This window comes from Gluconobacter sp. ESL1110 (genome assembly GCF_058107395.1).
On record NZ_JBYLUK010000008.1, the window covers coordinates 466289 to 482897 of the forward strand.

The following is a 16609-nucleotide window of genomic DNA, read 5'->3' on the forward strand; positions in this document are numbered from 1 at the left end:
TGCTCTGCCTGTGTAAAAAGCCGGCAAACGCTGGCCGTTTCCGACGCAAGCGCCGATCCTCCGGCCATGACTCTGACATGCAGGCTAAACATGCTGGCCAACTGCGATAATATGTCTATAATTCACAACATATCGGACATATATTCCTCAATAGGTTGATGTCATGGATAACCTCGGTTCCCTCAACGCCTTCGTCCAGGCGGCGGAAACTCGTAGTTTCACAACGGCAGGCAAGCAGCTTGGCCTATCATCTTCGGCCATAGGCAAAGCTGTCGCCCGACTGGAGGAGCGGCTCGGAGTGCGGCTTTTCCATCGCTCCACCCGTACCGTGACATTGACGCCGGAAGGCGCGCTATTCCTCGAACGCTGCCGCCGCATCTTCTGCGAAATCGAGGCTGCGGAACTGGAACTATCTCAAACCTTAAGCGAGCCGCGCGGCAAGCTCCGTATCAGCCTGCCGCTGGTAGGCATGTTGATGATGCCGACGCTTTCCGCTTTCATGCGGGCTTATCCCGATATTGAACTGGATCTCGATTTCACCGATCGGCTGGTTGATGTGATCGACGAGGGCTTCGACGCGGTGATCCGCACGGGCAAAGCTAGCGACTCCCGCCTCATGACGCGTGTGCTTGGCCGATTCCGTTTTAAGCTGGTCGGATCGCCGGACTATTTTGCCGAACGCGGCGTTCCCGAGACACTCGCCGATCTCTCCACTCATCGAGGCCTGCGCCACCGCTATCCTAGCACCGGAAAGCTGGAGGAGTGGCCTCTTGCCGCAAGACGAAACGGCGCTGTCAGCGAACCGCCAACGGCCGCTACCTCCAGCATTATCGAACCGCTGGTCTATATGGCCGAACAGGGCTTGGGCATCGCCTGTCTGCCAGATTTTGCCATCCGCGAGCAAGTGGAAGCCGGAATCCTCATCAGCGTTATGGAGGATGCCGTTCGCAACTCTTGTATCTTTCGTGTCTTTTGGCCTTCAAGTCGCCAACTCTCACCCAAAATCCGGATCTTTGTGGATTTCATGGCAGAGAGGTTGTTCAGTGATCCGCACTCATTGCGTTTAACATCCGTTCGAACAGGAGCGGGTTCGACTTAACGGCGATGACGTGTATTGCCCGCCAGGCCGCATAGAGAGAAAAGAACCCCATATTCGCCCCCACATCCACAAACGCGTCGTCTTTTGGAAAATGGCTGCGCAACCATTTCAGCTCGCGATGATTGTAGCACACACCGCAAGCCGCCAGGGACCAAACTCAGATGGCAGAGCGCGCCATTGTGCACCGTTCTGATGATGCCAAAAAACGGACTTCTTCAATCAAAGGTTCCCAGACAAACCATGCGGTATCAGACAAGATAGACTGCATCATGCTCATCATAAGTAGCTATGCAGTCCGTTCTACCATTCGAGTCCTAACAAGATCTAATATATTTCCTAAAAAAATGCATAACTTTAAAATATAGTAAAAAATGTTAAATTTTATTATCTTAAATTCAAAATGAAAACACTTTTTATAAATAGTTTTTAGAAAATTACTTGATATTTACATGTCTTTTTCTAATTTCTCCCTATCGAGTATAATTTCTTTACGGTCCACACCCCATGCATATCCAGAAAGCGCGCCGTCACGGCGAATAACGCGATGACATGGAATTGCGATAGCGAGCTTGTTAGCAGCGCAGGCTTTAGCAACTGCCCGTGTGGCGCGTGGCATACCAATATATTCCGCAACGGCAGTGTAAGACCATGTTTGCCCAAACGGAATATCGCGGAGGGCCTGCCATACTCTTCGCTGAAATGCTGTACCTCTGATATCCAGCGGCAGATGAAGTCCAATTTTGGGCGCTTCAATAAATCCGACAACCTGAGCCACGACCGCTTCGTAGTCCTTTTCGGCACCGAGTAAGCGAGCTTTCGGAAACAGATCCTGCAGTTGGCGAAGAAGAGTTTCTGCATCATCACCGAGTAAAATAGCGGCTACTCCTGTGGCACTTGAAGCCACGAGCAGATCACCGAGCGTGGTCTTTGCAATCGCAAATTTAATGTCTTCGTCGGTTCCTCCTTCTCGGTAGCGTGACGGTGTCATACCAAGCATGGCACGAGACGTTTCGTAGAACCGACCGCTGGAACTGAAGCCGGAATCGTAGATCGCATTGGTGATGGTTGCCTCGCGCGCCAACGCCGCGCGAACGCGCTTTGCACGATGTGCGGCAGCATAGTCCTTGGGTGTGAGGCCGGTATGGACCTTGAAGGTGCGATGAAAATAGCTGCTGCTCAGGCCAACCGCCTGCGCAAGATCTGTCAGGGAAAGACTTTCTTCACTTTCCTCGATAAGGCGACAAGCTGTCGTCACGGCTGCGGCGTTCTTCATTTTGCAGGTCAATCGTTGCGTTCAAACCGTTATCAGAGCAAGTTCTTTTCTGTACGCGCCCGATCTACATCAGGCATCCGATAAATTGTTTCATCAATTTCCGCGAGACGGGATGGCACGACCTGAACATCAGAAACTCCGTACAGTTTTTGGAAGTTCATAATGAGAGGGTGCCATTTATCCGGGTCAATTCTGTTCTCGTATCCTTCCATGAGTATGCTCGGATGCGCATGAACACGCGTAATACGTACTTCGAAAGCTGAGATGAGGCCCGCAACCTGAGGATCATCGTCCATAATACCGTGCTGCGCGACCAGAACAGCTTCCAGTTGAACCGGACATTCCAGAACACGAGGCGCTTCAACTGTTTGAGACGCTATGGGCGTAAGGCCCGCAACTTCAAACTTGGAAGTCTCATAAGTGTAGCCCAATTTCTGCTTGAATTCAGGAATGCTTTTACTCCCGGTAAGACGAGCCAACCTGTTAACCGATTCAGCTTGGGCGGGAGGCGGCAGATTGAGGACGCATTGTCCTGTCCGTAACATATTCTGGGGGTTCTTTGATGCGGTTTGAAGCCCCAGAATGGCTCTCCAGCCCAGCCACCACGCGGCAGACATCGGCGCAAGGTTGGAGCTTCCGTCTTCATTAACCGTGCTGATAAGGACCACCGGGGTACCCAGGTAAAGAATGGACGGCTCAATCGTGACATGTGGATCGTTCATCGGAAAACTCCTAGAGATAAATATGACTCCTTATGTCGCTCTCCAATCGCTTACGAACTCCGTTTCTTGCCCTGAATACGTTTTTCTTATTCCACGGGTGGAGATTACCGAGACTGCCCAAACTACTTTCAGATGTCCGCTTCCAAGAAGAACTTACTGCTTTCGGAAAATAGACCGGAAGGATTATTCCGAATATTTGGCGTTCTAGTTCCAATAAATAATTCATATAAACAGGTAATATAGGTATTTTTCGCAGAAAAATTACCCTATTATTATCAAATATAATGAATTTTTATGATAAAAATTTAATACATATTACTTTTAATTTTATGGGAAATATTTTTAAAATATATGAGATATTTCTACGTTCTTCTTCGTTCATGCCACTCACCACATGATGATATGTTTTGACCTACACTTCGACAGCTTGGTCTATCGTGGCAAGCCTTTTGTCTGTTAGACTCACGAGTGTGTCACCTCGTTCGGCTTGACCGTTTGATGGATACCACGCGATGGAAGCGACTGCACGAGTACGTGCGATAGCAATGTCAGATGTTCTACAAACGGTATATGAGCAGGCAATTGGAGCACAGTTGAGGGTACATGACCTGGAAGATCAGGCTGGACTCACACCAGCTGTTTTTGCTCCATTGCGACCAGTTCTCGCCGCTTCTCAGATTACTGTTTTAGATGTGAATAGCGAGAACATTAAAGGCAGTCTAAACGGACTTTAATACGCTCTTGGCCCCATCAGAAAAAGAGGTCCCATAGTGTGTGTCCCTCACTTCCAAATTGAGTGTCGCGCTTCAGCCAGAACATGACGGTTGCCTGGTTGAAGCACGTCGGGAGAATGAAATTCAGAGCGACCCCATTGCCGGGTCCGTCTGTCCGGGATGACCTGTTTCCACCCTCCCCGCGAAATGCCAGAGGAAACTGTCATCATCGGAACTGGTCAGCACAACATCATACCACATCGCATGCTGCGTGAGATCGAAGACGATTTCCATATTCTGTCCGGCAGCAACTTTCATAACTCTCTCTCCGCCCTGACCTGTTATCGTGCTCGCGATGTGCACCGTCGCGTCCCCGCGATTGGTCAGGCGCAGGACGAGATCCTTCTTCGTGCCCCGTAGATACTCACATGCCGCATGTATCCGAAGTCCTTTCGACTTCCCTTTATAGCGCCTGTAAAAACCATTCGGAGCATGAACTGAGACATCGTAAACGCTCTCTCTGAACATCGAAATATCGAGACCAGTGTTCAATGTATCGCCTGCTGCGACGGCATAAGTCGCCGATTGCATACCGGATTGCGTATCGATACCATGACAATAGACATTAAAGGGAAGTCCAACGGCGCTGCTGCCATATAGGCCTGTACCGGCATGTAGATTCAGTGTGATAGTTTCACCTTCCCTATCCAACCCTCCGTCGCAATACGGTTCGTAGGGGAGTGCACAAGCCGGTCGTGATCCTGGTTCCTGCATGACGGTTTTGCCAATTCCGTCATGCTCATTGTGGAGTGCCTTAACCTCATCGGTCGAAAGGGCACGGAAGCCGCCCGGCATGGGTCGATCACGGGCTTCCTCGATCATGTGCAAATGCGTATTGCGATCAAGATATGGCAACGTGGGGACGTGTCCGTCATAAGGACGAAAACATGACGTCAGATCACCACTGATCGCACGTCGCCAAGGTGAGATATTACTTTCTCTTACCGTCTTGCCAAACTTTGCCTCTACGAAGGTTTCCAGAAAGCGTAAGGTCGAGGTGTGTTCAAAAAGCTGAGAATTCACCCACCCTCCCCGGCTCCAAGGCGACGCGACGATCATTGGTACGCGAAAGCCGAGTCCGATCGGACCACTTCGCGCCAGACGGTCTGGCACGCCCCGATTTATCTCATCCTGTGCCGTTGTATATTCGAGACCATCTGATCCAATGGCGGCAGAAGACCGTCCCGTTTCCGGCCGGTTGGGATCGGGCGCGACATAAGAACAGCAATGATCGAAATATCCGTCATTTTCATCATAGGTGATGATAAAGATTGTCTTCTTCCAGACATCCGGATTTTCAGTCAGGATATCCATGACTTCCGATACATACCACGCCCCGTACCAGGGCGAGGTCGGATGATCAGAGAAATGCCCAGGTGCGGAAAGCCATGATACAGTCGGCAAGTTCCCCGTCTTCACATCCTTACGGAATTGGTAGAGGATGTCGCCTTTCGGGGCTTCCATGTGCAGGGATTTTTCACCGTCATGAAAGGTCAGTTTTTCCAACTTGCGATAGTCACTGTCACGATCATTGATCACGAACGCTTTTTCAAAAAGAGCACGTTCTGCGGGTGTCAGCTTTTCTTTTGTATGCCCAACGAGCGAGCGCCGTCGTAGAAGAACCTCCAAGAGGGCACGTGCTTCCGTCAGTTGTTCGCTATGGCTCTCGGAGACAAGCATCTCCCGGCTGTTCAAGCGATCAATATGGTGCTCACACTCACTAATCCGCTCCTCCAGCCAATCACCAAACCCCGGATTGGCAGAAACACAATACTGGTCGAAACATTCCAGAACGTTAGTGCCAAAATTACCAAGCCATCCGCGCTCGTCTTCGGTCATACCACCAGTTTGGGTCAGTTCGTTCTGATAATATTTCCACGATACTCCTGCCTGCTCCAGGCGCTCGGGGAAAGTCGTCCAAGTCATCCCTCCTTCGAGGATCTCACCGTTACGCATATAGACGTTTGACGTTAGATCCTGACGGTCTCGCACAGTACCAGTCATAAACAGCAGACGATTAGGTGTCGTGCTGGTCATCGCACCGCAATAATTTTGGTCACAAACGGTAAATGCATCTGCCAGAGCATAATAAAAAGGCAAATCTTCCCGAGTATAATACCCCATTGTTAACGGATAGCGATCATACCCCTGATGATGCGATTTCTTTGCATCAATCCATTGATTGTGACCGCCCTCGTTCCAGGCATCAACCTGGCTGTCACGTGAATGGGGGATCGACCCCATCCATGTCACCCGTGTATCTCTGATATTTAGGCGCCAAGGTAGATAGGTTTCGCCTGACGCACTGGCCTGCGCAAAGACCGAAACACCGCTCGGCTGGCGCATTGCTCTTGGATCATTGAATCCTCGAACACCCTGCAGAGCGCCGAAAACGTGGTCGAATGAGCGATTTTCCTGCATCAAAATCACGACATGCTCGGCATCCCTCCATGTCGAGCCAACCTCCGGTGCGATTGCAAAAGCCCGCCGGATAGACGAAGGCAACGCTACAGTCGTGCCGACGGCCGCACCGGACAGGAGGGCATATTTCAGAAAGTCTCTGCGTGTTGTCACTGTAATGACCTTCCGACAGTTTCATAAAAAATTGTTGTTTGATCAGCACGATAAAGCAAACTATCGGCTTCCGTGACGGAAAATAAATGGAACGGGTACATATCATTTCCGCTCCATTTTTAACGCCCATATCGCAACCTTAAAAATCTGCGGAAATCGTGCCCATAGCGACGAAAGGCGAACCGATCACATAGGTTGGACTAGAGCCCTTGATCGTCGTCCCGAAGATCCCTTTCTGCGTGGTCGCCGCAGCCGTGTATCCATACATTGAAGAGAGATAACTTGCGTCTCCCAGATTGACGAGATTGAGCTTGACCTTCGGAAGAACGTGCCCAATTTTGGGTAGGGTTCTACCAACACCGAGATTTGCAGTAACATAACCGGGAATACGCTGATCGTTCATGAGCGTCGCATACTGCGATCCGATATATGACAGTGTGAAGTTACCGAACCATGCTCCGTCATTATAAGTTAGACCCAACGAGCCGGAAAATTTCGGTGCGCCGACTTCCTGTTTGCCTTTCGTGCGCAGATAATCGCCACTATAGGCAATGTTGTTGCCGTTTCGAGTGCGCATATACTGACCGGACGCATAGGCACTGACATGATGCCATGGCCGCGTTGCGATTTCAGCCTGGATACCATACGCCTCCATCCCGCCCGCATTAATCAACTGGGATATCGTGGAGGTGGAACCTTCGACATAGCTTTGAGCAGATATCTGATGGTTGGTGACGTTGTAATGGAAACCGGCAAGGTTGGCCATGAGAAGACCATTATAACGATAACCGATTTCCTCAGTGATCATGTATTCAGGCTTGTAATCAGCCAAGGGAAGAGACTGAGCCTGACCTGTCGAACGGCTATAAGACGCAAGCTGTGAACTGAGAGACCCTGGGAGATGGTAGCCTGTCGTTCCATTGATATAAATCTGATGGTGCGAATTAAAGTTGTAATTAATCAATACCTGAGGGGAAGGAACAAATACGTTTCTGATTGATTTGTAGTCATTCCCCGCTACACCCGGAAGGTCCTGTGTATATTGACGGTTTGCCATCGCCATCCGGATGCCGCCGTCGATCGTCAGACGATCATGCAGGAATGACATTTTATCGTCCAGAGCGAAGCTATTAAGTTGCTGGAGACCGTTTTCGTTGTCCTCGCTTAGAGGTATTCCGCCGTTCGCCGTCAGCGCAGGACCATTCCCGTTCCATTGTCCCTTGCTGTTCACGGGATAAAAACGCATTTGGGCCGCTTCCTGGGCATAGGAATACCAATAGGTCAGACTGAGCGTATTAAAGCTATGCTTCCAGTGTCCCGTCAGAATCATCCCAGAAGATAGAGTATACCAGCTAGAAACTTCGGCAGCAGTCAAATTTTTATTGGCGGGATCATAACCCGGGAGACTCTGATAATTATCTAGGGACTTGTAACCTTCAGCACCTACAAATCCTTTTTTGACGGGTACGGTAGCTCCATAATAATAGGGTCCGTGGAACTCAACTGAGTACGCTTGGGCATCAAGGCTCAGACCATGGTCAAAGCTGAAATGATTCTTGATTGTTCCGTAAACCGCGCCGGTGTTCTTGCCATTCATTCCGACATAATGCGTATCGCCTGCACTATACTGGTCATCCAGACCATATTTCATGCCGTATTTTTTCCAGTTGGCCAGGGAAGGATATAACCATTCTCCCTGTGCTGCCTTTGTCCAGCCGAAGATGACTTTTGAATCGCTATGCGGTGCCCACTGCTTCGTCAGTGCCGCATCAACATGCCATCGTTTAATATCTCCAACTCCGCGCCACATGTCACCACGGGAATAGGATCCAGATACAAAAGCCCGCACCCCTGTATGACCGATCTCTCCGGTATCGTACCGGATGAAATCCTTGTTGGTTCCATACGAACCACCGGATCCTGCAATGTGAACATTCCGTTGGTCTGCCGGCCTGCGGATACTGGCAGAAATTTCGGCTCCGGTTGCATTGTATGTGGGAGAATTTATATCCACCGCTCCCTGCATGACATTGACCTGACCCATGTTCTGACTGTCAACGAGAGAGGGTGTATAGGTGCTGTATGTAAAGGGGTTAGCAGCTGGCATGCCTTCGAATGTCACCCCGATTTCTGCCTGTGCCATGCCGCGTATATGAAGAGTAGAAAAGGAGGTCGTTAGCGGGCCTTCACTGGCTGAGACAACACCCGGCAATGTTGAAATCAGGGATTCAATAGTTGACGTAGGGGACTGCATTTCGATGTAGTCATGAGAAAGCGAACTGACTGTTTTGGCAACAGTGTGCCGCACCATCATGCCACCGCCTGCATCCTTGCGGTAGCCAGTGACATTAATGCTCTCTTTTCTGCTTATCTCGCGGGAAACATCTTTTTTCTGGGTGGCAGTAACTTTTTTATGGAGATGTTTTTGGGGCGTTCTGCTTTGTGCTTGGGCGCTCGTAGTAATATTCTGAAAACACAAGCAGTAAGTGGTGATGAACAAGATTTTCTTCATGGTCGCCCGTCCAATGAACCGAAAGTCGTGCCTCAAGTCCCGGAAAAATCATCTTCACTCAACCCCTTTAAAAAAATTTCATTAGATTTACGTAAAATTGTCACCTTATTTTAATATAAATTGTATTATTCTCCAGTCATAGCGCGTACCATCAATCGGTCTTCTCAGTTCTCCATCATTTCTGGATGGAAATTTTGTGACATGGTTTCCTAGTCAAGTGGATGGATCGAAAAACCGCTAACTGAATTTCTTGCGACCTAATTTTTGGGCTCAACGGGCTAGCATTGATGGTTTTGGATGATGAGCTTCACTCTTTTGCTTGGGCAGAGCAAAATTATTGCCCCCTCACCTGCTATGCGGATTGGCTGATCCGCTTCAGACACAGGAAGCAGCGGATATCAAAATAAAACGGCTTTCTGCCGTAAAACCTATGTCCATTTCTTCTTATTATTCAAAGATAGGGTACAACGCATAGAATAGACCCCCAAAAGGTCTTTTCGAAACGTGTTCCACAGACGCTCATCCAAGGGTAAAGTCTGCTGCCGGAAAGACAATCTGATCGTCTCTTGTCCTTTTTGCGAGAGACATTTCAACTCACGCAGGCTTGAAACCATCTCTCTGGGTTGCGACTGACTTGGGGAATCTAAAAGTCAGCTTTAGGCGCAATTAATGCCAAAGCTAACAATTTTTCTATCTTCTACGCGCTCAGGGAATATCAATCACAACCTTCCCCATATCTCTTGCACTCGCAAAGTATTGGTAAGCTTCTCTTGCGTGCCTGAAGGGGAAGACACGATCAATCACTGGCTATATCTGATGCAAAGCAATTGCTTCATTCATGCTTTCAAATATTATCCGTGATCCAACCGTCACACCTTCAAGAACCAGATTTCGACGCATGATGTTTACAGGGTCAGCGTCTCCTTCAGAGAGCGCTCCCATCAGGTGAATCGCGCCTCCATACCGGCAAGCCGTCATGGAGTTGGACAAAGTTCCTGAACCTCCGACTCGATCACATGATCTGCGCTTCATTACGTCGGGTTCAGCGTTCTTGAGCCACGCATCATCATGGGCATGCAAGGAGGAATCTCACAAGACGATGCACGCGAGCAAACTCAGTATCTTGATCGCCAGATGACAGAGCACAGGGACTGGGCTGCGGGCATTCATAACGTGCCGGAAATCCAGTTTAACGGAGCTTCAGACTGGGACGAACATCGAAAGCTTAAGCCCGGAGCTCCTGTCTACAGCCCGTTTATTCGGCACCAAGAAAAATTACGATTGAATTGACAGAGATAAACCTCGGATATTGTCTAAACCAATGCCTGCTTTGCTAGCCCTTCTGAAATAATCCAAAGGTCTAAGACAAGGACGGAAACAATAGGTTCGCTTCCGCCTCATATGAGACGTCAAATACGTTGTTTGGCTTTACAGATAGCCGACATTAATGAGTAAATTTTGAAAAATTTAGCATGTTCATTGTATTCAGCGGGCTGCGGTAGAGAGAGAGAAATTGGTTTTCCTCGTGTCATTCTGGTGCGTTTTGGCGGGATGACCGGGGCAATCCCGCACTGTATCAATCGATTCATAAACCTGCCCGCAGCATACGCCCTATCGGCAAGGAAAGCATCCGGGTCGATGTTTTCCAGTCATCGAACCGGGCAGAAAGATCACGCCATGGAATACCCGCACGATAGGCGATACAGCACCGCCTCCACGAACAGACGGTTGTCCGCCACAGTACTGCCCACATAGCCTTCACAACCCCGGAGAATATTCTTTATCCCCGCCTACTGGTCATCACGTAAACCATAGCGCCGCATTCGAAGAAGGTCGGGATCAACCCGAAAACAATTGCGAAATGACGGAAGCGTCAGACGATTGAAGATCAGAAAACCGGCCCTAAAGAGCTGCGCTCAACGGTCCTTGCGAGACAGACGAAGCGGTGATCGTGGCATTTCGACGCCACACTTTATGCCGTTGGATGACTGCCTTTATGCCCTGCAGGGGCCAGCATCCCCCAGCTGACACACTCCCCCTACATCGTTGCTTTCAGCGTCACGAGATCTCACGGCTGCCGTACATCGAGGGATGACAAGCCCAAACGCCAGTGCCTCAAAAGCTACCTGATGGGATTCTTTCATCTCGACATAGCGGAAGTCCAGATCGCTGAAGGGAAGCTGTACCTCTTCGTTGCCATCGACCGGATAAGAAAACTCGCTGTCACACAACTGGTCGGGAAAGCCGATCAGCAGACGGCCTGGTCGCGTCCCATGCGCTTCGACATGATCTGCGAAGCTCATGGGATTAAGCACCGTCTGACAAAACCAAACCATTCATGAACGAACGGGCAGGTTGGGCGGATGAACCGGACAATCAAGGAAGCAACTGTCAAACGCTTCCATTACGACAGTCATGAGCAGCTGAGGACACATCTCAATGACTTCATGGCAGCCTATAAGTTCAATATCCTCATACCTTACGAAGGTGTCGGAACAATCTGGACTTCAGATCCAGAAAGATTCATCATCAATCCAACCCAGAAAATCCCGGGACTAGACACCTAGAGCATTTTTGCAATGGCACCACGCCATGAACCTAACCAGCCCAGACCTTCAGATGTCGTAGAGCGAGGGTTATATTCGCACCCAATCCAGCCACGATAACCAACACGGTCCAGCCACTCGAAAAGATAGGAATAATTGACCTCGCCCGCGTTCGGCTCATGCCGATCAGGGACGCTGGCCGCTTGAATATGGCCGATCGATTCAAGTAAGGTCTCCAAGCGTACCACAAGGTCGCCCTGCATAATCTGCGCGTGATACAGATCGAACTGGATCTTCACATTATCCGCCCCGATCAGGTCACAAACTGCCTTCGTTTCTTCCTGATAGTTCACAAAATATCCGGGCATGTTGCGCGTATTGATAGCTTCGAGAACGATAGTCAGCCCAAGAGACTTCGCTTGTAAGGCCGCGTATTCAATATTCCGCAGATAGGTTTCCATCTGTCGTTCATACGGGATGTCATTATCGCGCAGACCGGCCATGACATGCAGGCGGCTGTTCCCAAGAGCCCGAGAGTACTCCAGTGCAAGCCCGATCGTGCGCTGGAACTCTTCTTCACGTCCAGGGAGTGCCGCCAATCCACGCTCTCCATGATCCCAGTTTCCAGGAGGGGCATTGAACAACGCAACATGCAGATCGTTTCCCTCGACACGGGCCTTCAGGTCATGCCTGTCAAAATCATAAGGGAACAGAAATTCGACGCCTTTGAACCCATCGCGTGCGGCGGCGTCAAAACGCTCAAGAAATTCAAGCTCCGGGTAGTTCATGGTCAGGTTTGCGGCAAAAGCGGGCATGGCGCGAGACTTCCTTTGTGATGAATTACGAGACGAAAGGCCACAGGATGCAGGTTGCCAGAAACCCCAGAATACCAAGGGTCGTTGTCAGAACAGTCCAGGTCCGCAGACCGTCTGCAACATCAATTCCGGACAGTTTCGTGAAGATCCAGAACCCTGCGTCGTTGACGTGAGACACCGATAGCCCTCCTCCCCCCATGGCCAGCGCCAGCAGAGCAAGCTGGTTGGGGTTGGCATGCATCTCGGCAATCATGGGGCCGAGAATTCCCGCAGTTGTCACAAGGGCCACAGTCGTCGACCCCTGTACCGCACGCAGGATCATGCTCAGAATAAAAGCCAGTGCGAGAGCAGGCAGTCCGGTTGTGCGGAGCATGTCGGAGATGACGTGGCCAATGCCACTTTCCACCAGGATATTTCCGAATACGCCGCCACAGCCCGCAATCAGGATAACCATTGCGACGCCAGGCACTGCTGAACCAATAACGGTCGAGACCTGCTCGAAGCTCCATCCCCGCCGCAGTCCCAGCGTATATCCTGCAAGAAGCGTATCAAGCAGAAGGGCTGTTATCGGCGAGCCAATGAGATGGGCAGTTCCTGCATAGGAAGATCTGAGAGGAAGAAAGATCGACAGCATCGTCCCTAGCATGATGAGGACGATCGGAAGCAGGATCAAGCCGATAATCAGCCAGAATCCGGGAGGCCTCGCCGACGGCAGCACGTGAACGGAGGACTCTGGCCCAGCCTTGAACATCTCCCCTTCACATCCGCTGACCGCTGCGCGAATGTCTGGCGCGTACCTGAACTCGCATCGCGTCATGCGCTGCGCAATCAGGGCACCCGCTCCGCAGACGAGCAGGGTTATGGGTACCCCGAATGCCAGAACACGCCCCATATTCGCGCCAATCTGCGCCGCTGCAGCGGCGGGACCTGGATGGGGTGGCAGAAACGAATGCACCGTCAGCATGGCCGCGCACATCGGAAGTGCGAAAATCATGAGAGAGCGTCGGGTCACGTTCGACACACCATAGAGCAGCGGCATGACCATGATCACGCCAACCTCGAAAAAGACCGGAATGCCGATCAGGAACCCTGCGAGCGTCAGGGCAAGCGGGACGCGTCTGTCCCCGAAACGGGCGATAAGATCGCGTGCGAGAACCTGGGCGCCCCCTGAAATCTCAACGATTTTCCCGATCATGGCCCCAAGGGCGATGATAATGGCGATGTGTCCCAGCGTCTTGCCCATCCCTGCTTCAATTGCAGGGACGATCTTGGCTGCGGGCATCCCGGCAAAAAGGGCGACAAACATGCTGACGATCAGCAGCGTCAGGATCGGATGAAGTTTGAAACGGATGATCAGCACCAGCATCAGCACGATGCCGGCAATGGCGCTGGCCAGAAGAGCCATCGGGGTCATATCAGGACTTCTCCTGCTCTCGAAAAGGCCAAATCAGTCCCATGTCACCCCGAACACAGCCGCAATCTCGGCAAGTGCGGCATCATCCAGCGGTGCGGGCCGGGGCGTGGTCATCAGCCACAGGCGCGCCGTTTCTTCGAGTTCAGCCAGCGCATCGCTTGCACGCGTCACACTGCTCCCCCAGACGACCGGCCCGAGACGATCCAACATGACTCCGTTGACCGAAGGGGCCAGTTCTGCCACGCGCGCTGCCGCTTTCGGCGATCCCGGGCGTTCATAGGGAATCAACGGAACACGCCCGATCTTCATGACTTGGTACGGTGTGATCGGGGGCAGGATGGCATTTTCGGCGTCCACACCCGCCAGGGTCAGCGCAACAAGATGGGTGGAATGCGTGTGGATGATCCCGTTGCAGTCCGGTCTCTGCTCATAAATTCTGCGATGCAGGGTCACCGTTTTGGAGGCGCGCGGCCCGGAAACCTGATTGCCTTCAAAATCGGTTTTGGCGATTCCTTCGGGTGTAAGGCGTCCCAAGCACACGTCCGTGGGCGTAATCAGCCAGCCGTCCGAGAGACGCGCGCTGATATTTCCCGCACTTCCGCTTGTATGCCCGCGCGCATACAGATCCCGCCCAATCGCACAGATTTCCTCGCGGCATGCTCTTTCATCAATCATGACTGACCTCCCGACAATGCCAGCAGCGCTTTTTTAAAGAAGTCAGCCTCTCCGAAATTCCCTGATTTCAGCGCAAGTGCGAGCGGTACGCTGCCCGTTGACACGGTTGCAGGAACGCCTGGTGCTATCGGCGCGCCGATACGCAGGCCCTTGACGCCAAGAGACTGGACGACGGCTCCGGACGTTTCTCCACCCGCGACGACAAAACGTCTGACACCCCGGTCTCTTAAAGACCGTGCGATAAGGCCCAGCGCATGCTCGACCATTTCTCCCGCCTTCCGGGCTCCTATTGCGGCCTGCACCTGCCTGAGTTCATCGGCCGGGCTGGTTGCATAAATGAGGACGGTCTGATCGGTATGAGTGTCGAAGAAGACAATCGCCTCCTCTACAACCGGTTCACCGGCAGCAAGCTTCATGACATCAATCCGGTACGCTGGCCGTTCCGCCTCAATCCACCGCGCCACTTGAAGGTTTGTTCTCAGGGAACCACTGCCGGCGAGCACAACGTCCTTTCCTGCCACGACCGGCAGAACAGCAGCATCCGCACCGGAGAGTTCGTTATGCGTCCTGAAATTGTCAGGCAGCCCCAGCGCAATCCCTGACCCGCCCGTGATCAGGACATGATCATGACAGGCCTGTCCGATCACTTTCAGATCAGCTTCGGAAATCGCATCGACAATAAGAAGGGTAGCCCCCTCAGCCTGAGCCTTCTCGATCGCTGCCCGAACATGTTCCATGCCCTTCAGAACAGTCGGAAGATCAATCAGTCCGACAGTGCCTTTTGACTGTGCCTGAAGCACGCGTACGAGATTGGCGTCCCTCATTGGTGTCAGAGGATGGTTCTGCATCCCGCTTTCATTGAGAAGCGCACGACCAACAAAGAGATGGCCATTATAAACCGTACGTCCATTACCGGGAAAAGAGGGAGCGGCAATCGTGATCTGCTGTCCCAGGGCTTTGGACAGAGCTTCCGCAACCGGGCCAATATTGCCATGCTCCGTAGAATCAAAGGTAGAGCAGTATTTGAAAACAATCTGTCGGCAGCCTGCACCCTGCAGGAAGTCCAAAGCGGCTAGTGACTGTGCCACGGCGTCGCCGGCCGCAATCGTGCGCGACTTGAGGGCGACAACGATTGCTTCAGCATCCGCGATCATCGGATCGTCTGCCTCAGGAATTCCAATGCTCTGCACCGTTTTCATGCCTGCACGGACCAACGTGCTGGCAATGTCGGTCGCGCCTGTAAAATCATCGGCAATACAGCCAATAAAGGCTCCGCGTCCGGTCATGCTTTTTCTCCCCCATCGGAAGAGGGAAGTGTGATTCCGGGAAAAATCTTGATGACTGCGGAATCATCTTCCCGACCATGTCCGGCCGCAGACGCGTTGAGGAACATCTGATGAGCGGTCGCCGCCAGAGGCAGGGGAAATTTCGTCCGACGGGCCGTATCAAGCGCCAGACCAAGATCCTTGACGAAAATATCCACCGCTGACAGCGGTGTATAATCTCCTGCAAGAATATGAGGCACCCGGTTTTCGAACATCCAGGAATTGCCGGCACTATGGGTGATGACTTCATACAGGGTCGCCGGATCGGCGCCTTCGCGCAGGCCCAGTGCCATGGCTTCGGCGGCCGCTGCGATATGAATGCCCGCCAGATGCTGATTGACGATTTTCACACGCGTGCCGACACCGACTTTAGCTCCGAGCCGATAGACCTTGCCTGCCATGGCAGGAAGAACCTTTTCGGCACGGACATAAGCGTCTTCCGGGCCGGAGGTCATCAGCGTCATCTCGCCGGAAGCCGCCTTGGCGGCCCCTCCGGACATGGGCGCATCCAGCAGCCAGAGATCGTGCTTCCTCAGACGTGCCTCGAGCCCTTCAATGAAAGCTGGCGCTACGGTCGCACAGGAAATGACCAGAGAACCCGATTTCAGCGTCTCGACTGCTCCCTGTTCTCCGAAGAGGACCTGTTCTGTCTGCTCCGCGTTCACAACCTGAATGATCAGGACGTTACAGGCCTCTGCAAGAGCGGCGGGCGAAGTATACGCCTTCCCTCGTTCAGCTTCGAACGCAGTCAGCGCTTCCGCACGCACATCATATGCGCCCACACGAAACCCTGCACGCAGCAACGATTTCGCGACACCATGACCCATCGCGCCAAGGCCGATCACTCCGATCTGACCTGCCTGATCCTTATCGTACATCGT

General features: G+C 52.0%; 11 protein-coding genes and 2 pseudogenes. 2 read left to right on the forward strand and 11 right to left on the reverse strand.

The window, feature by feature from the left end:
* The first annotated feature begins 163 nt into the window (after positions 1 to 163).
* Positions 164 to 1099 carry a LysR family transcriptional regulator gene (locus AC3B6F_RS10690; protein WP_489824337.1) on the forward strand — a complete coding sequence of 312 codons (936 nt, stop codon included), beginning with the start codon at positions 164 to 166 and terminating at the stop codon, positions 1097 to 1099.
* A 445-nt stretch (positions 1100 to 1544) separates the two neighbouring features.
* On the opposite strand, the gene AC3B6F_RS10695 is transcribed toward AC3B6F_RS10690, so the two are convergent.
* From AC3B6F_RS10695 to AC3B6F_RS10720, 6 genes and pseudogenes are all read right to left on the reverse strand, one after another.
* Positions 1545 to 2372 (reverse strand): methylated-DNA--[protein]-cysteine S-methyltransferase, encoded by an 828-nt coding sequence (locus AC3B6F_RS10695; protein WP_489824338.1) that lies wholly within the window; start codon positions 2370 to 2372, stop codon positions 1545 to 1547.
* Between the two features lie 32 nt (positions 2373 to 2404).
* Positions 2405 to 3094 (reverse strand): flavin reductase family protein, encoded by a 690-nt coding sequence (locus tag AC3B6F_RS10700; protein WP_489824339.1) that lies wholly within the window; start codon positions 3092 to 3094, stop codon positions 2405 to 2407.
* 857 nt (positions 3095 to 3951) lie between these two features.
* Positions 3952 to 6441, reverse strand: a complete 2490-nt coding sequence (locus tag AC3B6F_RS10705; RefSeq protein ID WP_489824340.1) for a phosphocholine-specific phospholipase C — start codon at positions 6439 to 6441, stop codon at positions 3952 to 3954.
* Between the two features lie 139 nt (positions 6442 to 6580).
* Positions 6581 to 8953, reverse strand: a complete 2373-nt coding sequence (locus AC3B6F_RS10710; protein ID WP_489824341.1) for a TonB-dependent receptor — start codon at positions 8951 to 8953, stop codon at positions 6581 to 6583.
* Positions 8954 to 9658: 705 nt separating this feature from the next.
* The gene (locus AC3B6F_RS10715) at positions 9659 to 9757 is read right to left on the reverse strand and encodes a zinc-binding dehydrogenase (protein ID WP_489824342.1); all 99 of its coding nucleotides are present in this window, start codon (positions 9755 to 9757) and stop codon (positions 9659 to 9661) included.
* 826 nt (positions 9758 to 10583) lie between these two features.
* Positions 10584 to 10737 (reverse strand): annotated as a pseudogene (locus AC3B6F_RS10720) (transposase); the annotation flags it as partial.
* Between the two features lie 39 nt (positions 10738 to 10776).
* On the opposite strand from AC3B6F_RS10720, the pseudogene AC3B6F_RS10725 reads away from it, so the two are divergent.
* Positions 10777 to 11520, forward strand: a pseudogene (locus AC3B6F_RS10725) (integrase core domain-containing protein); the annotation flags it as partial.
* On the opposite strand, the gene otnI reads toward AC3B6F_RS10725, so the two are convergent.
* From otnI to ltnD, 5 genes are read right to left on the reverse strand one after another with little or no spacing between them, the layout of a single operon-like run.
* Positions 11517 to 12314 (reverse strand): 2-oxo-tetronate isomerase, encoded by a 798-nt coding sequence (gene otnI / locus AC3B6F_RS10730; RefSeq protein WP_489824343.1) that lies wholly within the window; start codon positions 12312 to 12314, stop codon positions 11517 to 11519. The pseudogene AC3B6F_RS10725 and the gene otnI sit on opposite strands and share 4 nt — an antisense overlap.
* A gap of 25 nt (positions 12315 to 12339) precedes the next feature.
* Positions 12340 to 13728: a GntT/GntP/DsdX family permease gene (locus AC3B6F_RS10735; RefSeq protein WP_489824344.1), complete on the reverse strand. Its 1389-nt coding sequence runs from the start codon at positions 13726 to 13728 to the stop codon at positions 12340 to 12342.
* A gap of 33 nt (positions 13729 to 13761) precedes the next feature.
* The gene (gene otnC, locus AC3B6F_RS10740; RefSeq protein WP_211569418.1) at positions 13762 to 14403 is read right to left on the reverse strand and encodes a 3-oxo-tetronate 4-phosphate decarboxylase; all 642 of its coding nucleotides are present in this window, start codon (positions 14401 to 14403) and stop codon (positions 13762 to 13764) included.
* Positions 14400 to 15689, reverse strand: coding sequence for a 3-oxo-tetronate kinase (otnK, locus tag AC3B6F_RS10745; protein ID WP_489824345.1), 1290 nt, complete (start codon positions 15687 to 15689; stop codon positions 14400 to 14402). Before otnK ends, otnC begins: the two co-directional genes overlap by 4 nt.
* Complete coding sequence (ltnD, locus tag AC3B6F_RS10750) at positions 15686 to 16606, reverse strand: L-threonate dehydrogenase (protein ID WP_489824346.1); 921 nt, start codon at positions 16604 to 16606, stop codon at positions 15686 to 15688. The genes otnK and ltnD overlap by 4 nt, the downstream gene beginning before the upstream one ends.
* Positions 16607 to 16609: the final 3 nt, after the last annotated feature.

Excerpts from the sequence above, each read along its gene's own strand:
- ltnD (WP_489824346.1), bottom strand. The coding sequence starts at position 16,606 with ATGTACGATAAGGATCAGGCAGGTCAGATCGGAGTGATCGGCCTTGGC.
- AC3B6F_RS10710 (WP_489824341.1), bottom strand. The coding sequence starts at position 8,953 with ATGAAGAAAATCTTGTTCATCACCACTTACTGCTTGTGTTTTCAGAAT.
- otnK (WP_489824345.1), bottom strand. The coding sequence starts at position 15,689 with ATGACCGGACGCGGAGCCTTTATTGGCTGTATTGCCGATGATTTTACA.
- otnI (WP_489824343.1), bottom strand. The coding sequence starts at position 12,314 with ATGCCCGCTTTTGCCGCAAACCTGACCATGAACTACCCGGAGCTTGAA.
- AC3B6F_RS10700 (WP_489824339.1), bottom strand. The coding sequence starts at position 3,094 with ATGAACGATCCACATGTCACGATTGAGCCGTCCATTCTTTACCTGGGT.
- otnC (WP_211569418.1), bottom strand. The coding sequence starts at position 14,403 with ATGATTGATGAAAGAGCATGCCGCGAGGAAATCTGTGCGATTGGGCGG.
- AC3B6F_RS10690 (WP_489824337.1), top strand. The coding sequence starts at position 164 with ATGGATAACCTCGGTTCCCTCAACGCCTTCGTCCAGGCGGCGGAAACT.
- AC3B6F_RS10695 (WP_489824338.1), bottom strand. The coding sequence starts at position 2,372 with ATGAAGAACGCCGCAGCCGTGACGACAGCTTGTCGCCTTATCGAGGAA.
- AC3B6F_RS10735 (WP_489824344.1), bottom strand. The coding sequence starts at position 13,728 with ATGACCCCGATGGCTCTTCTGGCCAGCGCCATTGCCGGCATCGTGCTG.